The 24164-nt window shown below is 41.9% G+C and carries 22 protein-coding genes; 13 read left to right on the top strand and 9 right to left on the bottom strand.

Features of this window, described 5'->3' with window-relative positions:
- Positions 1-3: 3 nt before the first annotated feature.
- From recA to gltX, 3 genes are all read right to left on the bottom strand, one after another.
- Positions 4-1098 carry a recombinase RecA gene (gene recA / locus M5U24_RS17855; RefSeq protein ID WP_099324457.1) on the bottom strand — a complete coding sequence of 365 codons (1095 nt, stop codon included), beginning with the start codon at positions 1096-1098 and terminating at the stop codon, positions 4-6.
- 97 nt (positions 1099-1195) lie between these two features.
- Positions 1196-1759, bottom strand: a complete 564-nt coding sequence (gene thpR / locus M5U24_RS17850) for an RNA 2',3'-cyclic phosphodiesterase (protein WP_099324456.1) — start codon at positions 1757-1759, stop codon at positions 1196-1198.
- A gap of 196 nt (positions 1760-1955) precedes the next feature.
- Positions 1956-3311, bottom strand: coding sequence for a glutamate--tRNA ligase (gltX, locus tag M5U24_RS17845; RefSeq protein ID WP_099326989.1), 1356 nt, complete (start codon positions 3309-3311; stop codon positions 1956-1958).
- 504 nt (positions 3312-3815) lie between these two features.
- Here gltX and M5U24_RS17840 point away from each other — a divergent pair.
- The 6 genes from M5U24_RS17840 (at position 3816) to M5U24_RS17815 (ending at position 10282) form a co-directional block, all read left to right on the top strand.
- Entirely contained in the window at positions 3816-4901 is a 1086-nt protein-coding gene (locus M5U24_RS17840) for an ATP-binding protein (protein WP_099324455.1), read from the top strand.
- An 18-nt stretch (positions 4902-4919) separates the two neighbouring features.
- Complete coding sequence (locus M5U24_RS17835; protein WP_099324454.1) at positions 4920-6266, top strand: sigma-54 dependent transcriptional regulator; 1347 nt, start codon at positions 4920-4922, stop codon at positions 6264-6266.
- A 273-nt stretch (positions 6267-6539) separates the two neighbouring features.
- Positions 6540-6947: a bacteriohemerythrin gene (locus tag M5U24_RS17830; RefSeq protein WP_099324453.1), complete on the top strand. Its 408-nt coding sequence runs from the start codon at positions 6540-6542 to the stop codon at positions 6945-6947.
- A 160-nt stretch (positions 6948-7107) separates the two neighbouring features.
- Entirely contained in the window at positions 7108-7818 is a 711-nt protein-coding gene (locus M5U24_RS17825; protein ID WP_099324452.1) for an iron-containing redox enzyme family protein, read from the top strand.
- 70 nt (positions 7819-7888) lie between these two features.
- Positions 7889-9466 (top strand): FMN-binding glutamate synthase family protein, encoded by a 1578-nt coding sequence (locus M5U24_RS17820; RefSeq protein WP_099324451.1) that lies wholly within the window; start codon positions 7889-7891, stop codon positions 9464-9466.
- Between the two features lie 303 nt (positions 9467-9769).
- Positions 9770-10282 (top strand): RidA family protein, encoded by a 513-nt coding sequence (locus M5U24_RS17815; RefSeq protein WP_099324450.1) that lies wholly within the window; start codon positions 9770-9772, stop codon positions 10280-10282.
- 447 nt (positions 10283-10729) lie between these two features.
- Here the strand turns inward: M5U24_RS17815 and gcvPB are convergent, their stop codons facing one another.
- Together gcvPB and M5U24_RS17805 are read right to left on the bottom strand one after the other, a co-directional pair.
- A complete protein-coding gene (gene gcvPB, locus M5U24_RS17810) occupies positions 10730-12190 on the bottom strand; it encodes an aminomethyl-transferring glycine dehydrogenase subunit GcvPB (RefSeq protein ID WP_099324449.1) in 1461 nt (486 codons plus the stop codon).
- 297 nt (positions 12191-12487) lie between these two features.
- A complete protein-coding gene (locus tag M5U24_RS17805) occupies positions 12488-12709 on the bottom strand; it encodes a DUF433 domain-containing protein (RefSeq protein ID WP_197705359.1) in 222 nt (73 codons plus the stop codon).
- 735 nt (positions 12710-13444) lie between these two features.
- Here M5U24_RS17805 and M5U24_RS17800 point away from each other — a divergent pair.
- The 7 genes from M5U24_RS17800 to thyX all read left to right on the top strand — a co-directional run bounded on the left by M5U24_RS17800 (position 13445) and on the right by thyX (position 20353).
- Positions 13445-16894, top strand: coding sequence for a pyruvate carboxylase (locus M5U24_RS17800; protein ID WP_298203159.1), 3450 nt, complete (start codon positions 13445-13447; stop codon positions 16892-16894).
- 248 nt (positions 16895-17142) lie between these two features.
- A complete protein-coding gene (locus M5U24_RS17795; protein ID WP_205713369.1) occupies positions 17143-17817 on the top strand; it encodes a winged helix-turn-helix domain-containing protein in 675 nt (224 codons plus the stop codon).
- Positions 17814-18023 carry a restriction endonuclease gene (locus M5U24_RS17790; RefSeq protein WP_205713368.1) on the top strand — a complete coding sequence of 70 codons (210 nt, stop codon included), beginning with the start codon at positions 17814-17816 and terminating at the stop codon, positions 18021-18023. The genes M5U24_RS17795 and M5U24_RS17790 overlap by 4 nt, the downstream gene beginning before the upstream one ends.
- Before the next feature lie 112 nt (positions 18024-18135).
- Positions 18136-18609 (top strand): type II toxin-antitoxin system VapC family toxin, encoded by a 474-nt coding sequence (locus M5U24_RS17785; RefSeq protein WP_099324445.1) that lies wholly within the window; start codon positions 18136-18138, stop codon positions 18607-18609.
- Between the two features lie 3 nt (positions 18610-18612).
- Positions 18613-18786 carry a hypothetical protein gene (locus tag M5U24_RS17780; RefSeq protein ID WP_164994572.1) on the top strand — a complete coding sequence of 58 codons (174 nt, stop codon included), beginning with the start codon at positions 18613-18615 and terminating at the stop codon, positions 18784-18786.
- Between the two features lie 235 nt (positions 18787-19021).
- Positions 19022-19549, top strand: a complete 528-nt coding sequence (gene cobO / locus M5U24_RS17775) for a cob(I)yrinic acid a,c-diamide adenosyltransferase (protein WP_099324444.1) — start codon at positions 19022-19024, stop codon at positions 19547-19549.
- A 75-nt stretch (positions 19550-19624) separates the two neighbouring features.
- Positions 19625-20353: an FAD-dependent thymidylate synthase gene (thyX, locus tag M5U24_RS17770; protein ID WP_298203158.1), complete on the top strand. Its 729-nt coding sequence runs from the start codon at positions 19625-19627 to the stop codon at positions 20351-20353.
- Between the two features lie 832 nt (positions 20354-21185).
- Here the strand turns inward: thyX and fliE are convergent.
- The 4 genes from fliE to M5U24_RS17750 form a co-directional block, all read right to left on the bottom strand.
- The gene (gene fliE / locus M5U24_RS17765; RefSeq protein ID WP_099324442.1) at positions 21186-21485 is read right to left on the bottom strand and encodes a flagellar hook-basal body complex protein FliE; all 300 of its coding nucleotides are present in this window, start codon (positions 21483-21485) and stop codon (positions 21186-21188) included.
- Between the two features lie 10 nt (positions 21486-21495).
- Positions 21496-21939: a flagellar basal body rod protein FlgC gene (gene flgC / locus M5U24_RS17760; protein ID WP_099324441.1), complete on the bottom strand. Its 444-nt coding sequence runs from the start codon at positions 21937-21939 to the stop codon at positions 21496-21498.
- An 11-nt stretch (positions 21940-21950) separates the two neighbouring features.
- Complete coding sequence (gene flgB, locus M5U24_RS17755; protein WP_099324440.1) at positions 21951-22328, bottom strand: flagellar basal body rod protein FlgB; 378 nt, start codon at positions 22326-22328, stop codon at positions 21951-21953.
- Between the two features lie 428 nt (positions 22329-22756).
- A complete protein-coding gene (locus M5U24_RS17750) occupies positions 22757-24127 on the bottom strand; it encodes a sigma-54 dependent transcriptional regulator (protein WP_099324439.1) in 1371 nt (456 codons plus the stop codon).
- Between the last annotated feature and the right edge of the window lie 37 nt (positions 24128-24164).

The following is a 24164-nucleotide window of genomic DNA, read 5'->3' as shown; positions in this document are numbered from 1 at the left end:
ACGTTAATTACTTTTCGCTCTCTTCGAAGGTGTGCTTTTTTCCGTACTTTCAGGGGGGGAGTCGGGAGGCTTTTGAGATGCCGCAGAAGGCAGTACTATTTTCAGGATTGATTGTTCAATCTCTTTCATCATTTCAGGATGTTCCGTGAGGAATTGCCTGGAATTCTCTCTGCCCTGCCCCAGCCGGGTTTCTCTATATGAATACCACGTTCCCGATTTTTCAATAATATTATGTTCAGCGCCAAGGTCAAGGATGTCTCCTGCCCGCGATATGCCTGTGTTGTAAAGGATGTCAAACTCCGCTCTTTTAAAAGGCGCTGCAACCTTATTTTTTGCAATAGTGGCGCGGACTCTGCTTCCGATTATTGCATCACCGTCTTTTATACTTCCAATCCTCCGAATATCAATACGCACCGACGCATAAAATTTTAATGCCCTGCCTCCAGGCGTGGTTTCCGGGTTTCCTCCATACATAACGCCAATCTTTTCACGAATCTGATTGATAAAAATTACGCTTGTTCTTGATTTTGAAATGCACGCGGTGAGCTTGCGTAATGCCTGCGACATCAACCTTGCCTGTAATCCTATATGTGTATCTCCCATTTCTCCTTCAATTTCAGCGCGTGGCACAAGGGCCGCTACCGAGTCAATCACTATTACGTCAACCGCATTGCTCCTTACGAGCAGTTCGGCTATCTCCAGCGCTTGTTCTCCGGTGTCTGGCTGATTGACCATTAAGTCATTCAAATTTACACCCAATCTTTTTGCATATTCGGAGTCCAGCGCATGTTCAGCATCGATAAATGCAGCTACCCCGCCACCCCTCTGCGCATTTGCGATAATTTGAAGCGTTAGGGTGGTTTTGCCAGAAGATTCCTGCCCGAATATTTCAATGACTCTTCCACGCGGAATTCCCCCCACGCCAAGCGCAACATCTAATGATAACGCACCAGTAGAAATTACGGGAACATCCAGTTTCGTATCGCCCCCTAATTTCATTATCGTCCCTTTTCCAAACTGTTTATCGATATGCGAAATTGCTCTCTCCAATGCTTGCTGCCGTTTTTCTTTATCAGGTATTTCTGTATTAGTAGTCATATTTGTAAGAGAAAGATAAAGTTATCGTTTATAAAAATAATATGATTTGCATGCGCTAAATAAAAACCCTTTTTTTGATAGTAATATTATAATGAAGTTACGCAAAACAAATATTACTTATCCTTGTGTATATCGGCCCCTCCCGAGTGAGATTGCTCTTCATTAACACCAGATGATCAATGCTTTCTTGCCCAAAGGTAAATTCTTTGTATGAATGTACACACTCCATAAGTTTCTTTATATTTTTGTGTGTTTTAACCCGCCCGACAGTAATATGCGCCTCAAATGTATGTTCATCGTATGGTACTCCAAGCGCGGTTAAGTGCCTGTTTAATCTTTCATAAATTGAAGCCAGGGCGCCGCTTGAATCCACAGCTCCGGCAAAGATTACACGCGGATATTTACCAGCGGGAAAAGTACCGGCGCCACTATAGCGAATATCAAATGGTTTTATCTCAATGACAGATTGATGAATAACGTCAACAATCCCGCAAATCTTCTCTTCATCCGTATTGCCAATAAATTTTAGTGTAATATGAAGATTTTCAGGCGCCACCCATTTTACATCAGCAGAAGCCTTTTTAAGGTCATTTTGAAAATGTAATACTTTTTCCCGGACAGCATCTGTAATCTCAATCGCAATAAAAAGCCTTACGCCCATTCAAAATTGCCCTGAAAAAGAATAACGCCCCCCAACCTGGACAAGACACCATGAAATAAAAAATACGAAATTCGACGCACGAAATACGAAACAAATCCTAATGACAAAATGATTTGAAATGCAAAACAAGCGCGGCTTTCGTACTTTGATTACCGTAGTAGAGACAGGTTTTAAACCTGTCTCTACAGTATGTTTGTTACAACCCAACGGCATTCGTGATGCCGTCCATGTTTTTAATGGTGTTTTCAAGCCTTTTAAGTGTGGTTTCTTTTCCAAGGAGTTCCATTGTTTCAAAGATACCAGCGCTGGCGCTTCTGCCTGTTATTGCAACTCTTATAGGTTGGGCGATTTTGGAAAAACCAATACCCGCTTTTGCGGTTAAATCTCTCAAACACCCTTCCAACCCTTGTCTGTCAAAACTGTTCAGGAGAGAAATCGCTGAATAAACCTCCTTTAATATCTCAGAAATTCCTTCTCTTTTAAGGAATTTATCTGTTGCTGCCGGATCATATTCAACGGAATCCGTAAAGAAAAACCTCGTTTGATCAACCAATTCCTGGAGATTTTTAAACCGTTCATGGTACAATTCTATCAATCTTGACAGCCGATTTATTGAGATTCCCGTGGTATCGATATCCGATTTTTCAAAAAACAACCTGGCAGCAGCGGTAAGTTCTTCAATGGAGGTGTTTTTGATATACTGGCCACTCATCCAATTTAATTTAGTATTGTCGAATTGCGCACTGGTTTTGTTCACGCGCTTTAAGGAAAATTTTTCAATCATTTCCCTCATCGATAGTATTTCCTGGTCGTTTCCCGGAGACCACCCCAGCAAAGCAAGAAAGTTTACAAGCGCCTGAGGCAAATACCCTTTGTCTCTGTATTCAGTGACAGACGTTGCCCCGTGGCGTTTGCTCAACCTGGAACCATCTTCACCTAAGATCATTGGAATGTGTGCATATTCAGGCAACCGTACTTCCATGGCGTTATACAGTGCTATTTGTTTTGGTGTATTTGAGATATGATCATCACCGCGAATCACATGGGTAATTTTCATATCAGCATCATCCACTACGCAAGCGAAGTTATAGCTGGGAAAACCGTCTGCCTTAAGAATAACAAAGTCTTCAATAACAGCAGCATCAAATGTTATTGCGCCGTGAACAAGGTCATTGAGTATGATAACATTATCTTGCATCTTAAACCGAATTGCAGTGCGCCCTTCCGCATCGGTGTCATAATATGCATTTCCCTGCGCTACCAGTTGTTCGGCATATCGTTTATATATCGGCAATCGTTGGCTTTGAAAATATGGCCCTTCATCCCAATCCAAACCAAGCCATTTCATACTCTCTAAAATAGCCTGCGTTGCTTCTTTCGTAGAACGCTGCTGATCGGTATCTTCAATCCGCAGGAGAAATACACCGTTATTATGTCTTGCAAATAACCAGTTAAAAAGAGCCGTCCTTGCGCCGCCAATATGTAAATAACCGGTCGGACTGGGTGCAAACCGGACTCTTACTCCTGATATTACATCATCATTTTTATTCATTGAATCTAACATGGACAAACCAGAACCAAGCACTCACAAATTACGAAAGGGAAACCACATATCACACAGATTAAAAAATCCGTCATAAACTTACAAATGAATAATTCGTTTCGGATTTCACCATTAAATATTTTGCAAAAAGCACGCACTGACGAATGGAAGTGTGCAAAGAAATAAGCGATAAGGTACTATGACGTAATTACGCCTGGGCAAGAAAAAGCTGGTTTTAGGGCAGGGTTGTTGTAATGTTAGTACGTTAAACTGCTGCCGGTTTCCCTTCTTTACGCTCCGTCAGTATCTGGCAGTGAATATCTCAGGTGAAATACATAATTGAAAATATGATACCGAATTATGAATAATAGTGTCAAGCGTTTTATTAACCGGCAAAATGAGGCGATAAAGATTATCGCAATTATTTCTGGTTGAATATGATATGTTATTTTATATTTACTTTTTTAGAAATTGTGATACCCTTAAAAACGTAAATTTTTGGGAGGTTTTAGTGTGGAAAATTACATTTTAAGCCAGGCATTAGATCACACCAGCCGGGGGATAATGATCCAGGATGCACATCGCCGGGTTGTTTTTTTTAATCATGCCTGCGAAAAAATTACGAAAAGAACCAAAGATGAAGTTGTCGGAAAGGATTGTGGTGCTATTTTTAAGTGCCATACTTCAACGGGGTTATGTATAACGGATAAGTGTTGTCCCGGTACAGAAATCCTGAATGGCCGTCTTTCTCAGGGTTCGCGGGAACTTTTGATTAACAGGGGCGATAACAGCGAATCATGGATAAGGGTAAATGTTTCCCCTATTAAGGATAAAGAAGGAAGGGTTACACACATCATTTCTGTCATAGAAGATGTTAGCGAAGCAAAAAGATTTTCCGACGAGGTACTCAAATCAAAAACACTATCTTCCCTTGGAACGCTCGCCTCTGAATTGGCGCATGAGATAAAAAACCCCCTCAATGCCATGAATCTTCAATTGTTATTGCTAAAACACGAAATCAACGATAGTTACGACAATGGCAATTCCCCAAAAAATGAATTGTTGAAAATTGTGACAATTGTTCAAAATGAAATCAACCGTCTCAGCAGTTTTGTGGAGGAATGTCTGCAGTTTGCAAAAACAGGCAAGTTAAGCAGAAGCTATGCAAGCATTCGCGAAATGCTCACGGATATAATTGCCTTACTTACTCCACAGGCGCAACTCAATGGCATTCAATTGAAATTAGACGTAATGGAAAATATTCCGGCTCCGTATATTGACAAAGATAAGATAAAACAGGCGATATTAAATATTCTTATCAACAGCATTGAAGCAATGCCGGACGGCGGGGAATTACATGTAAGTGCCAGCGGTGTAAAAGACGAAATCGTTATTGCCTGTCAGGATACGGGACCAGGCATACCGGAAGAATTCAGGGAAAAGATATTTGATTTATTCTATACTACCAAGGATGGCGGCACCGGCATAGGCCTTTCTTCCGCGCAAAATATCATACAGAATCATGGCGGAATGATACGGATGGCGACATCTGACGTTGGCAGTACATTTTTTATTACTATTCCTGTTAATCAGGATTAAAAAAGGGTTCATTACCTCATGACAAAACCAAAGCTGTTAGTGGTTGAAGACGATAAAAATACCCTCGACGGATTGATACAGATTTTGAGAAGAGACGGATATACCGCTGTAGGTGTCTCTTCCGGCTATGACGCCTTAAATCAACTCTCAAGGGAAAGCTTTGATATTGTTATAACAGACATGAAGCTTCCCGGTATGGGAGGGCTGTTATTGCTCCAGGAAATAAAGAAAAAAAACTCATCTATTGCCATTGTCGTTGTAACGGCGTACAGTTCTATCAAATCGGCGGTAAACGCGGTGAAACATGGAGCTGATGAATATTTAGCAAAGCCGGTAGACGTGGAAGAACTTGAATTGGTTTTGGAAAAACTTCGGGAGAAACAACAACTCGTAATCCAAAACCGGCTGTTAAAGGAAGAGCTGAAAGATAAGTATACATTTTCCGAGCTGGTGGGCGGCTCTCCGCAAATGCATCGGATTTTTAAAATGATTGAAGACGTTGCCCCCAGTACGGCATCTGTTCTTATTATGGGAGAGACGGGAACGGGAAAGGAACTTGTAGCACACGCCATACATTACAGGAGCGAAAGGGCCGGAAAACCATTCGTGGCATTGCATTGCGCCGCACTATCTGAAGGAATACTCGAGAGTGAATTATTCGGACACGAAAAGGGTGCCTTTACGGGGGCGATACAATCACGAAAGGGACGGTTTGAACTGGCAGACGGCGGAACCCTTTTTCTGGACGAATTAGCAGAAATGAGTCTGAAAGTTCAGGTCAAATTATTGCGCGTACTGGAAAAAGGAGAATTTGAACGTGTTGGGGGTGAAAAGACCATAAAAGTGGATGTGAGGTGTATCGCCGCAACAAACCGGAACCTTGAAGAAGAAGTCTCCGAAGGTAGATTCCGGGAGGATTTATTTTACCGCCTAAACGTTATCAACATTCAAATGCCCCCCCTGAGAGAAAGAAAAGACGACATTCCCATTCTTTCAAATTATTTTGCCGTTAAATATGCAAAAAAATACAAGAAAGAGATAAAAGGTTTCGACCCGGAGGCCATAAAAGCGCTCCTTTCCCACCATTGGCAGGGCAATATCAGGGAACTGCAAAATACCATAGAACGGGCTATTGTATTGTGTAAAAGCGATACCATTTCCGTTGATCATTTGCCGGAGAGCATTATGCCGGACAATGAATATATCCCGGTAATTAAAATACCCATAGGCACTACCTTAAAAGAAGCCGAAAAAGAGATCATCCAAAGAACCCTCCAAATAACTAATGGCAGCAAACAATCCGCTGCAAAAATATTGGGTATATCTACACGAAAAATCGAATACAAAACCAAAGAATGGTGCTGAATGCGAAAAAAATTCGTACGCTTTGCCAGCATATAGCCAATATACGAAAATTTTTCGGAAAAATCTGCTAACAACCCCTCTCAAAAACTTATCCATCCTGTAACAAAAATATCATCATTGTTATAACTCTCATCATATCAAATATTTATTTCAAAATAACAGACAGGCATTTTTTTCAGGCACAACGATTGCTCACTGAGTTCTACAGTCTACGTAATATCCAAAAAGTCGTTGGGTTTTTAAAGAGGAAATATTATTTATGGAGATGGAATTATGCCGTTAATGACCTGGAAAGATGAGTATAGTGTAAAAATTGCTGAGTTTGATGGACATCATAAGCAGCTAATAGGAATGATTAACGATCTGGATGATGCTATGAGGCAGGGGAAGGGGAAGATCGTTGTTGGTGATATTTTAAAAAAATTGATAAATTACACAGGTTTCCATTTTGCCGCAGAAGAGAAGATATTTAAGCAACATGATTATCCGGAATATGTTGAGCACAAGGACAAACACGACAAGATGACTGCAAAGGTATTAGCGCTTCAAAATGATTACAATGCGGGAAAAGTAAGCTTAACCGTAGAGGTATCAAAATTCCTTACCGATTGGCTGAATAAACATATTAAGGAAACGGATCAGAGGTATAGCGAACATCTGAACAGTAAAGGTATAAAATAAGAGCGGATTATTTTAAGAAATTTAATGCTTTCTTAATTCCTGTATGAAGCAGAAAGGAGGTGTATTGATTAATTCAGTGCAGTATATTGTTAGTGATTCTTTGTTTGAATTTTAAGATATTTTGATAAATCTACATACTTTTTAGGAGGAGTTAATAATTATGGCTATGTCAACTGACGAATTTTTTGACAAACTGGAAGCAGAAGTTTTAAAACATCCGGCGGTTAACGACCACCCATATTTGCAAAAATTCAGAACAAAAGCAGATATGAAGGCAGTAAAATTATATGCGGAACAATACTATTGTTTTTCAAGGCATTTTTCACGGTATTTGGCGGGTGCAATTGCTATTTGTCCCGACGAAGCTGGCAGGGCGCCGTTAATTAAGAATTTATTTGAAGAGTACGGCGGCAGAAGTGAAGAGAAAAAAGGCATGGATGCAGAACTTACCCACCCTGCAATCTTCCGCAGATTCCTGAAAGCAGCCGGAGTTAATACCGACCAGCAGGCATTGAACAATATAGTAATGCTGCCTGAGACAAAATTGTTTGTGGAAAAATACCTGAACATTCATTATATGGATTATGTTGAAGCCTTGGGGGCATTGGGGCCAGGAACTGAGTATATTGTGCCTACCATGTATCAGCCGATTCGTGAAGGCTGTAAACGCGCCGGTTTAAATGATGATGCAGTACTCTTCTTTTCTGCCCATATAGAATTAGACGTTGAGCATGCCGCAAACATCAGAAACTCTCTGGTATTTTGCTCTAAAACGGAAGAGGAGCAGAGAAAAATAAGGAAGGGCGCTCTTGATTTCCTTGACGCAAGAACGGTATTGTGGGACGGATTAGAGAAGGCAACCAGATTTTAATCAAAAATCTGCTGGTGCGCTATAACTATTCCAACAGTTAATTTGTTAACAACAAGGAAAGGAGTATATTATGGGATCCTTGTTTATCCCGAACAAATCAAGGGCCACAGGCACGTGGACCCGTTTAGGCGATGAGGTATTGCCCCAGAGCGGTATGTGCGTTACGTGCCTGGATGGCTGCCCCGGATACTGCGAAATTGGCAAATCCGCCTATAGGGGGCCTGAAGCGATTTATCCTGTGCCGTTTGGCGAAATTACCGCAGGGGCACAAAAGGATTTCCCCGTTGATTTTTCTCATTTTAATATAACAGGCTCAATCACGGGACATCACCAAAAGGAATATGACCTGTTTACCAACGCCTGTATTGAAACAAAAATGGGGAGGGACGGTGGACTAAAATTGCGTATCCCCATAATTTGTACGGGCCTTGGTTCAACGAAAATAGCCCAAACCCACTTTGAGTCTTTAGGCTCCGGCGCAGCTATCTGTGGTACAGGCATTGTCCTCGGTGAAAATGTGGCTGCGATGGATGATGATTCAACCATAACGGACGGCAATGTTACAAACAGCCCGGAATTAGTGCGGCGTTTCAAATCGTTTAAAGATAATCAAAAGGATGGGTATGGATTTATTGCAATTCAGGCAAACCAGGAAGACTGGCGCCTTGGGGTATTGCCCTACTCCCTTGAGAAATTAGGGGCGGACGCCGTCGAATTGAAATGGGGACAGGGCGCCAAAAATATCGGCGGCGAGGTAAAGTTAACCTCCATTGAAAAGGCCATCCGGTTAAAAAAACTTGGGTATGTAGTCATTCCCGACCCGGAAGATGCACTTACGCAGCAGGCATTTAAAAACGGGACGATTAAGGGTTTTGAAAGACATACACGGATCTGCGCAATACCGGACGCCATGTCGCGGGCATTTGACGGATTCATGAATAACGTCCAGCATTTAAGAGATGCCGGCGCCAAATATGTCTTTTTAAAGACAGGGTCTTACCGGCCTTCCGATCTTGCCCGCGCCATTAAATTTGCTTCCTGGGCGAGGATAGATGTCCTGACAATCGATGGTTCCGGCGGCGGAACGGGCATGAGTCCCTGGCGTATGATGAATGAATGGGGACTGCCAACGGTGTATATCGCCGCATTAACGTATGAATATTGCAAAAGGCTTGCGGACCGTGGCGAATATGTCCCTGATATAGTCCTTGCAGGGGGTCTCGTCTCGGAAGACCATATTTATAAATCTTTTGCCCTCTTATCGCCATTTATTAAGGCAGTAGGGATGTCACGGTCTACCATTTGCGCCGCCATGGTTGGCAATACCATCGGCAAGGCGGTGGCAGAAGGGAAAGTGCCAAAACCTGTTTCGGAATATGGTTCTTCCACCGATCAAATCTTCTATTACTCACAAAAGGTAAAGGATCGGTTTGGCAATATTCCCACAGGCGCCATTGGCATGTATTCTTATTATCAGCGCCTGGCAACTGGATTGAGGCAACTGATGGCCGGTTCCCGGAGATGGTCGGTTAACGATATAACGAGGGATGATATTTTTACATTAACGAGAGAAGCTACAGATATCACCGGCATTACCTATATCATGGATTATGACAAAGAACAAGCAGAGAGGGTTCTGGATGCATGACGTTACCATTTGTTGCATCATAACGCAGCAAAGCCGCAATCAAAATGCAGAGACGCACAGCCGTGCGTCTCTGCTTTAACGGTGTAATTTATATACCGGTAGTTATACGGGCAATCCTCCATACCCGTATATCTACCGGTTAATATTGCCGGGCAACTTGTTCGTTATTCATTACACGGTTAAATCAATCCGTAATTTTAACTTAACGCTTATGGGGTTTAACCCCTGGCAGTATGAAAATATGCTCATTCTTCTGGTATTGAATTATATTTTGTTTTGTCTTTTAACGAAAAGAGGGGAAAAATGGCAAATTTAACTTTAGCTGATTTAGATGCATTACCCATTGACAAAGCCTTGCAGTTGTCTTTTAAAGAAAGAGACACATTATTAGACCTTATACTAAGGGATTCTCTGAAAAACGTCGGGAAGCAACCTGAACGGCAAGTAGGGTTGATGAGCGATTACTTTGAAGAGGACATGGTCAGACTTACAAAAATCCGGGCAATTAAAATACGCTGCGGTGGTTTTATACCTGTTGATGCGTCGGGTGAAGTGCCTAGTCTGGTTCCAAAAGAACAATTTAAACTGGTTTTTTCAAACCTGAAAACCGCATTGGAAGCCATGGGCTCAAAGCCAGATAGAATAGTAAATTTAATTATTTTCCTTAAAAATATGGATTACTGGGGAGAGATGAACGCCGTGTATAAGGAATTTGTCAAATCATGTCCAACCCGTGCAGCAATTGGCATACAAGACCTGAACAAGACGTATCAAATTGAACTGGTAAATGTTATTGCCTACAAGGTGGCAAAATAGTCTTCATTGGTAACTATTCAGCGTAAACAATACACGGCTCTGATCTCCGGTAGTTTAATAAATTACGCTGAATAGTTACTAAAGAAGAGGCATTAAAAACAATTAACCTATCTGAAAGACAATCCAAAGCACAATTCATTACAAATACAAAAACCTGAATACGAAAGAACCCTGTCAGGGTTAATATAACATGCTTGCAAAGACTATGTTGTTTCGTTTGGTGTTTCAAACGTTTATGGTGGATTAAGGTGCGGCTTTTTCGCACCGAATCCACCAAACAGTCATCATGTTTCATTTGCAACACACAGAAACTATGAAAATGGTTTTATAACCATATAATATTGCGGTACATGTACTTGAGCTATTTTTTGTAGTCTTATTTTCGAGCCAGCCAGTTTTGATGCAAAACCCAGGCCGCCGAATCCTTCGTAAATCTCACATTAAAGCCTACCCGGTACCTTTCCACCTTAATTTTGGATTTCTGGCGGCAATTACTTCGTCAGGGCGTCCGATTCTCGTTTTTTGCGGTGCATTACGCACGGTTTCCGGCGCTTGTGCAATTGCGCCGGCAATTTCAATCATTGCGCCTGCAAACGCATCCAGTGTTTCCCGTGACTCAGTTTCTGTCGGTTCCACCATTAAAGCCTCTTCCACGATTAGTGGGAAATAAATCGTAGGGGCATGAAAACCGTAATCCAATAATTTTTTGGCAATATCCAAAGCGGAAACGCCCTGTGCCTTTTGTTTTTTTGCGGATATGACAAATTCATGCATGCAGGTCTTTCCATACGGTATTTCGTAATATTCTGAAAGGATGTTTCTCAGGTAATTGGCGTTTAAGACGGCGTTTTCCCCCGTTTTTATTATCCCCTCCTTTCCTAACGACAACAGGTACGTATATGCCCGAATCATTATACCCACATGACCATAAAAAGCCCTGACCCTTCCTATTGAGTCCGGGAAATCATACGTTAATGCATATGAATCATCCTCATTTTTTACTGTTCGTGGTATAGGGAGGAATACCTCTAATGCCCTTGAAACCCCTATCGGACCCGCCCCAGGCCCGCCTCCTCCATGAGGGGTAGAAAATGTCTTGTGCAGATTAAGGTGTAAAATATCTACCCCCATGTCTCCCGGACGTGCTATGCCCAGAAGCGCATTCATGTTGGCGCCGTCACAATAAACCAGCGCTCCGGCATCGTGGGCGATTTTACTTATTTCAAGTATATCTTTTTCAAAAAGACCTAGGGTGTTGGGGTTGGTAACCATGAGAGCCGCTGTATCATTTGACAGCATTTGTTTCAATTTTTTAACATCGATAAGTCCGTTGGCGTCTGATTGGACGGATGCTATACGGTAGCCGCAAAGGGCAGCGGAGGCAGGATTTGTTCCATGGGCAGAATCGGGCACAATAATGGTATTTCTGATTTCCCGCTGCTTCTTCATATATGCCTGAATTATCAGCATACCTGTTAATTCACCATGGGCGCCCGCCGCAGGTTGTAATGTGAAACAAGGCATACCTGATATATCTGCAAGCATCTGTTCCAGATCGTAGAGTATTTTTAAAATACCCTGACATTGTTCTTGCGGTTGATAAGGATGTAGCCTTGTAAAACCTTCCAGGTTTGCGGCATCTTCATTAATCTTCGGATTGTATTTCATGGTACATGAACCCAGCGGATAAAAATGCGTGTCAACGCAATAGTTCATTTGGGAAAGTTTTGTAAAGTGCCGCACTATGTCAATTTCCGATACTTCGGGAAAGTTGGGGTTCCGGCTCCTTTGCATTTTTTGAGGAATTAACTGTGTTATTGGGCTTTCCGGCACATCGCAGGCGGGCAGGCTAAAACATCTTCTGTTGGGAACAGATTTTTCAAAGATAAGCGGCTCTGGGGTATTCATAATGTGTGTATAGTGGTTAAGGTTGATTCGTATTGTTAAAAGTGTTACCAGGATGATTTCTTACTTGTAGAGAGATAATGCCTTTGTAGTTTGCGGGAGGGTAATTTACTATATCTGTAAAATCCCCATCCAAAGAAATCAAAATAGAATCGAGTTCCTGCGCTATTGAAATTACAGTTTGGTCAACCGCATCCGGAGAAGCATAATCCCTTAATCTAAACACTTCGAAACCAGCATCCAGAAGTGTTTAGATTATAAAATTGAAAACACAGTGATCCTCAAGGAATCTCAACGCCATCAAACGGCTACCTCATATTCAGAAAGCTCGCGGGCATAATCCAGACAAGCTGCTATTTGTTCCTTAGTAATACCAGGAAATTCCGCCATAATTTTTTCAAGAGGTTCGCCAGCAGCCAAATACCCAAGGATAAGGCTAACCGGTATTCTGGTTCCTTTAATTCTGGGTTTTCCCCTAAGCACATCCGATGTACTTACAATGTGGTTCCTCCAATCCACCATTATTTCTCATCCTGTATTAATTTTTATAGGGTAAAATTATGCGTGCATTATAGACAACGCAATTCCATTGTCAATATTTAAAAAGTGTTACGAGAACTCTTTCATGACCCGGAGTTTTGTCTTGCGCTATTGCTTTTGCTGTGTGAACATTATTATTATATTTTGAACTCAAAACTATACACAAACTACTATCATGGCCAAAAAGAACCCCCCCTTCTGAAACAATCATTGATACGTACACATTTCCTACAAGTGAAATACATGCCATAAATAGTACTGGACGATGTCGCATTCCTTTTGATGGAGGGGAATCAACCAAAAGAGCTAACTTAAAATTACGGATTAATTTAACCGTGTAATGAAATTTACAGATTCGCGTTTGTTGGCGTTCATTGGCGGTTCCTTTATTAACCGAGAATAGACGTAAATAGACGCTAATGAATAACGCATTACGAAGCTTTCTTATCCTCCTTTTGTTTCGCGGTTTTTACGCTTGTTACAAAAACTGCAAAATCTACGTAGGGGCGTAGGGCAAAATAAATTGATTATTAATAAAAATAGTGTTTATTTTATGATTAAAAATACTATGATGAAAAACGAAGAGTAGTAGGGAAGGAAGCATCCGGTATAGTATTTACCTTTATAAAACAAATGGAAAATGGGCAGATATGAAAGCCGCTATTGCCTAAAAACAATCATATAAAACGATCATGCTTGTCAGTAGAAGGATTTTTAATGGAAATCAGAAGATTTAAAAAACTACTCGTTGCCAACCGTAGTGAAATAGCAATACGTGTTTTTCGTGCAGCGCACGAATTGGGCATAAGGACTGTAGCAATATATTCCCATGAAGATCGTTTCGCACTTCATCGGTTTAAAGCAGACGAAGCATATCAGACAGGCACAGGCAAAGATCCCGTTAAAGCGTATCTGGATATAGAAGGAATCATTCAACTTGCCAAAGACAAGGGGATAGACGCCATACACCCGGGTTACGGGTTTCTCTCTGAAAATGCTGGCTTTGCCCGCGCATGCGAAAAAGCTGGCATTGTCTTTATAGGCCCACGTTCGGAAATACTTGAGCTGCTTGGCAACAAGATATCCGCCAGGCAGATAGCCGGCCAGGCTCAGGTCCCAATACTTTCCGGAAATAAATACCCTATCAGGCACCCGGATGAAGCCAAGGCCTTTTGCCGTGAAGTGGGATACCCGGTTATCATTAAGGCTGCCAATGGAGGCGGCGGACGGGGAATGCGTATCGTTCTGGGCGAATCTGAATTGGTAGGCCGCCTTAACGAAGCGCAGCGCGAATCAATGACGGCCTTTGGCTACGATGAATGCTTCATTGAAAAATACATAGAAAAGGCGCGTCATATTGAGGTGCAAATACTGGGAGACAAACATAAAAATATTGTACACCTCTATGAACGAGACTGTACCCTTCAAAGGCGCCATCAGAAAGTTGTAGAGATAGCCCCGGCACAGCATCTTGATGCGTCCGTCAGGCAAGACATCTGTAACGCGGCGGTAAAAATATGTAAATCGGTAAATTATGATAATGCCGGCACGGTGGAATTCCTTCTCGATACGGAAAAAAACACATTTTATTTTATTGAAATCAACCCAAGAATACAGGTTGAACACACCGTTACGGAAACAATAACCGATATCGACATTGTCAAAAGACAGATATTGATCAGCAAAGGGTTTCCCCTTGATTCACCTGAAATCCGGATACCAAACCAGGAATCAATCCAAACCAGGGGGGTCGCCATTCAAAGCCGGATCACCACAGAAGATCCTTCCAATGCGTTTATTCCTGATTACGGACGTATTCAGCATTACCGTTCTGCCGGCGGTATGGGCATTCGCCTTGATGCAGGAACCGCCTTTTCCGGAGCCATTGTCACCCCCTATTACGATTCTCTGCTCGTGAAGGTTACAGCGTCCGGAATTTGTTTTGAGGATGCAGTTAACCGCATGGACAGGGCTTTGGATGAATTCCGGATTCGCGGCGTAAAAACTAATATTCCGTTCCTCATCAATCTTATAAATCACAAAGATTTCCTGAAAGGAAAGTGCACTACACGTTTTATTGACGAGAACAAAGACCTTTTCCGTTTTTCCCGGCGCAGGGACCGTGCTACGCTTATTATGCGTTTTTTAGGAGACGTCCTTGTCAACGGCCATCCACTTATCAAAGAACTTCCGAAATCCGTATGTCGCCGCAAAGCGCCGGTACCCACAGTTGACCATAAAGAATCAAGGCCGAAAGGCGCCCGTGATATGCTGTTTGAAATGGGACCGGCAAAATTTGTTCAGCATATTCGCAATGAAAAACGACTGTTATTGACAGATACTACATTTCGTGATGCACACCAGTCACTGCTTGCAACCCGCATGAGAACTATCGATATGTTGAAAATTGCTGAGGTATACTCAAAGAACCATGCCGATTTCTTTTCAATTGAAGTGTGGGGCGGAGCAACCTTTGATACTGCGATGAGGTTTCTTACGGAGTGTCCCTGGGATCGTTTGCGCTCCATGCGCAAACTTGTGCCCAACATACTCTTTCAAATGCTGCTCAGGGCTTCTAATGGCGTGGGATATACAAATTATCCCGATAATGTTGTCAAGGCATTTATCAGACAGGCGGCTGAAAGCGGAATAGACGTGTTTCGTGTTTTCGACTCTCTTAACTGGGCTGAGAATATGAAGGTGGCGATGGATGCTGTTCTGGAAACCGGCGCCTTATGCGAGGCGGCGATATGTTATACCGGTGATATACTTGACCCGAAACGCACGAAATATACCCTTGACTATTATGTGAAAATGGCAAAAGAACTGGAAGAACTGGGAGCGCATATGCTGTCAATAAAAGATATGGCAGGACTACTGAAGCCCTACGCTGCTTATGAGCTTGTTTGCGCTTTGAAGTCGGCAGTAAACATTCCGGTACATTTGCATACGCACGACACTTCCGGCGGACAGATTGCCACCCTTATAAAAGCAGCAGAGGCTGGAGTAGATATTGTGGATGCGGCTATGGGACCCCTTTCCGGATTAACATCTCAACCCAATTTGAATACACTGGTAGAGATGCTGCGGTTTCACGAACGCAGCACCGGCATGGACTTTAAAGCACTCGGACTGCTCTCGGATTACTGGGAAGTGGTCAGGGAATACTATGCGCCATTTGAATCCATCCAAAAGGCATGTACCGCAGAGGTGTTCCATCATGAAATTCCTGGGGGACAGTTTACCAATCTTTTCCAACAGGCGCACTCAATGGGATTGGCGCACCGGTGGCGCGAAATTACGGATGTTTACGCAGAGGTGAATCAGCTTTTTGGCGATATTGTAAAAGTAACCCCCTCTTCAAAAGTGGTCGGGGATATGACGCTTTTTCTGGTCACGAATAATATGAAGGCAAAGGATATTCTCGACAACGAAAAAGATATTTCATTTCCGACCTCTGTTGTTGAATTTTTTGAGGGACGCCTTGGCCAGCCCACGGGAGGTTTTCCTAAAGAAGTACAGTACAAAATATTGCGTGGAGCGCCTGCTTATACGGAAAGGCCGGGCGCTAATCTTCCACCTGTGAACCTTGAAGAGGTGAAAGAAAAAGTAGAGTCCTGTATCTTCAGGAATATCTCCAACGAAGAGCTTATGTCTTATTTAATGTATCCGGAAGTCTTCTTTCAATATGCAGAACACAGAAAGAAATATGATGATGTATCTGTCATTCCTACGAATGTGTTCTTCTACGGCATGCCCATGCATGAAGAAATCTATATTGAAATCGAAGAAGGGAAAACCCTGATTTTCAAACTGGTAGCAATAAGTACGGTAAATGAGGAGGGGAATTGCACGGTATTCTTCGAAATGAACGGCCAGCCGCGTGAAGTTGTTATTGCAAATCGTAAAATTGCCGCTTCAATCATCAGACATCCCCAAATAGAGGAGGGGAATAGCAAGCATGTCGGAGCGCCTATGCCAGGCATGATTGTTAAAGTAAAAGTATCAGCAGGTGATAAAGTTGCCAAAAATGATCCGCTCCTGATTATGGAGGCGATGAAAATGGAAGCAACCATTTATGCAGAGCACGATGGCGAGATTAGTAAGGTGCTGGTGAAACCAAGAGACAATGTAGAGGCCAGGGATCTGCTTTTTGTTTACAAGTGATGAGACAGGAGGCAATACACAAGGAAGCAGCCCATTTAGTACCTTATTAGTCATTAGTCATTGGTCAATTATAAGCTTGTATGGAAATATTACAGGAAATCAAACTGTTATCTAATATTGAAAAACTGAAAAGTCGTGCTGCAAGCACTTAGCAGTAATGTATACAAATAAAAATATATCTCATAATTGCCGTAAATTAATATGATATTTGGGAAGTCTAATATAAAGTTAGCAGTCAGAAAACAACAATGACGCGTAAATCAAATGCCGAGTTTGTAAAGTGGTTTGGACCACTTCTTGACGCGCTCCGTGACCTTGGAGATTCCGGTAGGCCGCGAGAAGTTTCGGACCGTATAGCCAAGAATCTTAACCTCACAGACGAGGTGCTGGACGAAACATTGAAGTCCGGTGACAGCAGGTTTCACAATCAGGTTGCCTGGGCGAGGCAGTATCTGGTCTGGGAGGGAATGCTCAAATCGTCCAAGCACGGCACATGGACGCTCACGGAAAAGGGTCGTACAGCACACATTTCTGATGCTCAGGCAGCCGAAATATTCAAGAAATGGGTCGCGATCCACGCCGAGAACAGGAAACAAAAAGCGGCGGAGCAGGGTGAAGCAACGGAAGAGGAAGCACCCACCCCGGACACACCGCAAGCAGATCAGAAAATGAGCCTGATCGCTATTCTGCGCTCATTGAGCCCGCTCGGCTTCGAGAAGGTGTCTCGGGAACTCCTGCGTGAATCAGGATTTGAAAATGTCGAGATCACGGGAGGTTCAGCCGATGGCGGCATAGATGGCTTCGGCACACTGGAGATCAATCCGTTCGTAAGTTTCAAAGTATTGTTTCAGTGCAAGCGATACGCGGATGGCAACTTGGTTGGTCGTTCACTTCACAAGTGGGCGACTTTAGAAATGCCATGATCGGAAGAGCCGAGAAAGGAATCATCATTACAACATCTTCATTTACCAACGCGGCAGTAGTTGAAGCCAATCGAGAGGGTGCGCCAAAAGTTGAACTTGTTGATGGTGCAAAATTGGTCGAAATGTTTCAGCGCGTTGAGCTTGGAGTTAAAAAGCGGACAGTTTATGACGTCGATCTAAGCTATTTTGAGAGGTTTAGAGATTGACTGCTAACAATGCGTTGCAGGTGACGTCTGTCCCGCTGCTCGTGCCAGCCGCACCTGAACGCAGACGTTAGCTGTTTAAGAATATAGTTGATAATAATAGTATAATTTAACCATGAATCAGAAACTGTACATAGAGACAAGTATTATAAGCTATCTAACCTCTAAACCGAGTCGTGATATTATTATAGCCGCTCATCAACAAATTACATACGATTGGTGGTCTACTCATCGAGATGAATTTGATTTATTCACTTCACAATTTGTAATCGATGAAGCCGAAGCAGGCGACCCCGATGCAGCACAAAAAAGATTATTGGAATTAAATAAAATAGCTTTACTTGATATCACAAATGATATTATTGGTTTATCAGAAGCTTTAATGGATAAGAAATGCTTACCTCCTAAAGCCGTGGTAGATTCTTTACATATTTCTATAGCATCAATCCATAATATGAATTATTTATTAACCTGGAATTGTAAACATATAGCAAATGCGAAAATGCGACCATTAATTGAGAAAGTAATATTTGATAATGGTTATATCGCTCCGATAATCTGTACTCCAGAAGAATTATTAGGAGAATAAAAAATGTATAATGATCCAATAATAGAAGAGATTCATAAGTATCGTGAAAAACACGCCGCCAAATTTAATTACGATATTAAGAAAATTGTAGATTATTATAGAAAGCGACAAAACGAAAGCTCAAAAAAAATTGTAAGTTTCATTAAAAAAGCTGATGAAATCCACACAGAAAACTAATAATATCTTTTTGGTAACTATTCAGCGTAAACGATACACGGCTCGTTCCCAAAACCTTGTACTGAACGTAGTGAAGTATCTGTTTGAGAACGAGTTGCGCTCTGCACCCCCGGTAGTTTGATAAATTACGCTGAATAGCTACGCCTAAGTTCTTGTCGTCTGTTTCTACTCTACTGGTTCCTCTTTTGTATTTTACGTTTATTTGATTCTGGCTTGTCCCGCTTTAGGATAATATATGGAAAATGGGCTTATACTTATACATACCGGAAATGGAAAAGGGAAAACTACCGCGGCATTAGGGCTTTGCTTTCGTGCTATTGGACAGGGGATGAAAGCGCTTATGCTTTCATTTATCAAAAGTTCTCAAAAAACCGGCGAGATGAGGGCTGCTAAATTATTGGAACCTGATTTTAAGATGGTTCTCATGGGGCAGGGATTTATTAAAACGCAAAAAGGACATTTTTCCGAAGAAACTATCAAAAATGTCAAAGAATCCTGGGAATATGCGAAAAAGGAGATTTTCTCAGATGAATACGATCTCATTGTTCTTGACGAAATTAACCATTTGATTGATTATGGATTGCTGGATGTCGAAGACGTTATTGGGGTGATACAAAATAAACCCAGGCGATTGAATCTTGTCCTTACAGGACGGAATGCCAAAAGTCAATTGATCGATATTGCGGATTTAGTGACTGAGATGAAAGAAATAAAGCACCACTATAAAAATGGAATAAAGGCACGTAAAGGGATAGAATTTTAGCGGGGTGAAGTCTCAAACCGAAAAGGGATACAGATTTTTAATGTTTATTTTTTCATCTTGTTATATTATGAAAACATGTCTGAATCAAAACTAAATGTACTATTATTACGATACACACAAGACCCTGAACATATCGTGGCGCAAGCCGCCAAACTGTGTTATAGCCCCTCCTCTGTTGCTGAATTAAAGGAACAGATTGACAGCAAGGATCAGTCCGTTTTTATTGAAAAATTAACGGAAATGGGGCATCTCTCGCCCATAGAACACGTCAGTTTTACCTTTGGTATAGAGGGCATTTCCCGCGCCTGTTCACATCAGCTTGTCCGGCATCGTTTGGCTTCTTATTCCCAGCAAAGCCAGCGTTATGTGGGAAAGTACAGTAAGAAAACCGGTGGTTTTGATTTTGTTATCCCCCCCAGGATTGAAAAAATCGGAAAAAAACAGTGGTTCATTGAAAAAATGAATTGTATTCAGGAATGGTATGATGAACTGATAGAGGCGCTGGGCGATAGTGGAGAAAGCACATTTGAAGACGCCAGATTTTTACTGCCCAATGCCGCGGAGACAAAGATTATCATTACCATGAACGCCCGCGAATTATTGCATTTCCTTCGTGTACGTTGCTGCAATCGCGCACAATGGGAAATCAGGGCTATGGCAATTGAAATGCTGCGGCTCGCGAAAAAGGTCGCCCCAAATATTTTGAAAGATGCAGGCCCTGGTTGCGTAAACAATGCATGCCCGGAAGGAAAAATGACGTGCGGGAAGATGGATGAAGTGAGAACTATGTTTAGAAATATATGATACTGTGGGTTGCCTCTTTTTTTCTATTTTTTTGTAAGTTTTTCTTCGTGTCCTTTGCGTTCAATATTCTTTGTACTACTATCCATCAACTTCTTGTTTTTTATGCTAGTTTTTTTAAATGCATAACCGTCCTTCGGAGTGAAAGATAAAGCCAGAGTGAAAATCTCACTTTCACTTTATCTCTCACTCCGAAGGGTTGTTTCGTATTTCGAATTTGGTTGCGACTAAAGGACTCGCCAGGTGTTCCGTGGTTAAAGAGCGTGTTATTTGCGAGGTTGCTTCGGAAAAGACCCTCGCAATGACACGCTGGCACCCTTGTAATGACACGCTTTTGTCATTGCGAGTCCTCAGTTTGTCATTGCGAGGGCTTTTTCCGAAGCAATCTTTTTCAATAACACCGGATTCAATCAAAGTAATTTGTAATGGATAAATTATACTCTGTTTACATAATGACGAATAAAAATGATACAGTACTCTACACATGGGTAACGAACAATCTTAAAAGAAGAGTATATGAACATAGAGAGAAGAGGGTCGAGGGATTTACAAAAAAGTATAATGTTACAAAACTTGTCATTGCGAGGGTCTTTTCCGAAGCAATCAGTATACTACGAGATATTTCGTGACGTAAGAAACGCCATATCCCGTGAGAAGCAAATTAAGGGTGGCTCAAAGGGCTAAAAAAATAGAATTAATTAATGGAATGATGCAGGATGGAAGGATCTCCATGACGGTTTATGAGGTTGCTTCGGAAAAAGCCCTCGCAATGACGAGGTGGTTAAACTCTCTTTGGTTGCGGCTTTGCTGCGATGTGTATTATGTATTATTCCAGTTACATTTGCATACGCATAACTTCCTTGTATGTTTCTACCAGTTTGTTCCGGGTTTCCATCATAAACTTAAAGCTAACCTCCGCCTTTGACATGGCAACCATAACTTCGTGGATGTTTTCAATCTTTCCGCCGGAAAATTTCTCGATACTGTCACTGGCTTTCACCTGAAGGTCATTAATCTCATTGATAAAACCTCCCAATGTATCTTTAAAGGAAGCGCCTTTCTGCTCTTCAACAAAATCAAACCCTTTGTTTTGTTGAATTGAATCGCCATTATTATTAATCGGTAAAACAGCCATAACTACACCCCTATCTTCCAATAATTGACAATGCCTGATTTGTAATATCTTTAGAAGAATTTATCACCGCAAGATTCGCTTCGTAAGATCTGGACGCCGTGACCAGATCAACCATCTCCGTTGCAATGTTTACGTTAGGCATCTCTACAAAACCATTTTCATCCGCCTGAGGATGCCCGGGAATAAATACCTTATTAAAAGGTTCTTTGCTTTTCATAATATTACTCACCTTTACGCCGCCCAAACGTTCCATTCCATCAATATCGGACAAATTAGCCGCCTTATTAAGAATAGACTGAAATTCCACTTGTTCCCTGCGATACGGACCGCCGTCGGGAGAGTTAGTAGCGTTTGCATTAGCAATATTATTTGCTATCACATTCATGCGGATACGTTCCGCGGTAAGCCCGGTAGCGCTTATATCCAGCGCTGAAAATACCTTACTTATTCCCATATTTTCCCTCCTTATCCTTTAGAGCCGTCAATTGCGGCTTTTACTAAATCAAATTTTTTTGCCAGTAACTGCGAATATATTTTATAAAAACCCGTATTTTTCAGTAAAGTAGCAACCTCTTTTTCCATATCCACCGTGTTTCCATCGTTGCGCAATGTCCCATCTACAACATCTTCTGAAATTACGACCTTTGGTTCAAACTTATTAAAATTTTTCTGCGAACTGCTTTGTATAGCCTTTTCAAGCTCACCCTCAAAATTAACCACCATTTTCTTGTAACCAGGAGTGTTTACATTGGCAATGTTGTTTGCAACAACCTTGTGCCTTAGAGACGAAACATCCAACATATTCTCTAATAAACCAAACGTTTTATCTAAACCAATATTCATAATCTTTCTCCTTATCCACAGAACATCGCAAAACAAATACCGGAAAACAGAGACAGCAAATACAATATGCAATAAAAATACACATATATCTATTTATCAATAAGATACAGCGTAAGTAAAAATATATTATTGCATCCGTGAAGGCAAATCTTTGCCCCCCTATTAAGAAAAAATTTCACGGTATGTAGGAAAATACATCGCCTTCTGCTCAATCCTCAGTCCTCAATCCTCAATCTGCAATTTGCCGACTGCCGATTGCCGATTTCAGAAGTCAGAAGTCAGAAGTCAGAGTTTTTCGCGGACATCTGACCTCTGATCTCTGATCTCTGACATCTGACCTCTATTGAAAGCCGACTGCCGACTGTAGATTGTAGATTGCTACGGTATAATGGGAAATCCCAAGTCCCCAATACCTCCATTGCCACAATTTATTGAGCAATTACGTATTTATTGAGTTTATTCCGCAATGTTCTGGTTGTAATTTTAAGCAACCCGGCTGCCTTTGTTTTATTCCCGCCCGTTTTTTCGAGTGTGGTAAAAATCAACTCCTTCTCTGCATCTTCAATAGATTGACCATTCTTTTTTATGTTTACGGAATCATTACACATGGTATGTTCGGATTTTTTTATGTCAATGAGGGATGTAAAGTTCTCTAATCCAAGCTCTTCCGATGAACCCATAACAACCGCTCTTTGCATAATATTTTTCAATTCCCTCACATTCCCAGGCCAATTGTATTGGGAAAGGTAATCCATTGCCCTTTTTTCAATCGATTTGACAGATGAATTATTTTCCGAACTATATTTTTCAAGATAGGTATTCGCCAGCAACGGGATATCTTCGCGCCTCTCCCGTAAGGGCGGTAAGTGTATTGGAACAACATTTAACCGGTAAAACAAATCCTCGCGAAACGTCCCCTTTTGTATTTCCTTTGCCAAATCCCTGTTTGTGGTTGCCACAATGCGGACATCGATTTTTATGGTTTTTTCTCCCCCAACCCGCTCAAATTCCTCTTCTTCCAGCACCCGCAACAACTTTGCCTGTATATTGGGAGAAATCTCGCTGACTTCATCAAGAAGCAGCGTACCTTCGTTTGCCAGTTCAAAGCGTCCTATACGCTTTGCCACCGCTCCGGTATATGCGCCGCGTTCGTGCCCAAAGAGTTCGCTTTCCAGGAGGGACTCTGCCAGGGCTGCGCAATTTACCCGAATAAAAGGTTTTTCGCAGCGCGGGCTGAAATAATGTATCGCACGCGCAACTAATTCCTTGCCCGTACCGCTTTCTCCCTGTATAAGAACACTTGCCTTGCTCTGTGCAATCTTTTTCAGTTGTTCATATATTTGCGACATTTTAGAATTTTTGCTGTACACAGGCTCAGATTTTTCATCCACATTGGAAGCAGACCGCCAGTATTTATTTTCGGCGATTAATTTCTGCCGTTCATTCACCCTTGAGATTAAAAGCTCTATCTGATCGGGAGAAAAAGGTTTTATAATGTAATCATAAGCGCCTTTTCTCATAGCTTCCACAGCAGACTCTATAGTGCCATACGCAGTCATGAGAATGACTACGGTTTCCGACGAAATTCCCTTTACCTTTTCAAGCGCCTCCATGCCGTCCATTCCAGGCATTTTCATATCCATGAATATCATGTCAAAATCTTCTTTGCCGATTCGCGAGACGGCTTGCTGTCCGTTGCCAACCCCTGTAACATCATATCCGCCTCTTTTCAGCGTTTCACAGAGGTATTCACGCCCCAATGCATCATCATCGACAACCATTATTTTCTCGACACTCATTTTATTCCCCTATAGACTGGAAGACATAAATAACTTG

This window comes from Candidatus Kuenenia sp. (assembly GCF_027493735.1).
GTDB lineage: Bacteria > Planctomycetota > Brocadiia > Brocadiales > Brocadiaceae > Kuenenia > Kuenenia stuttgartiensis_A.
Note: the sequence above shows the minus strand (reverse complement) of the source record. Positions and strands in the feature narration are given on the sequence as shown.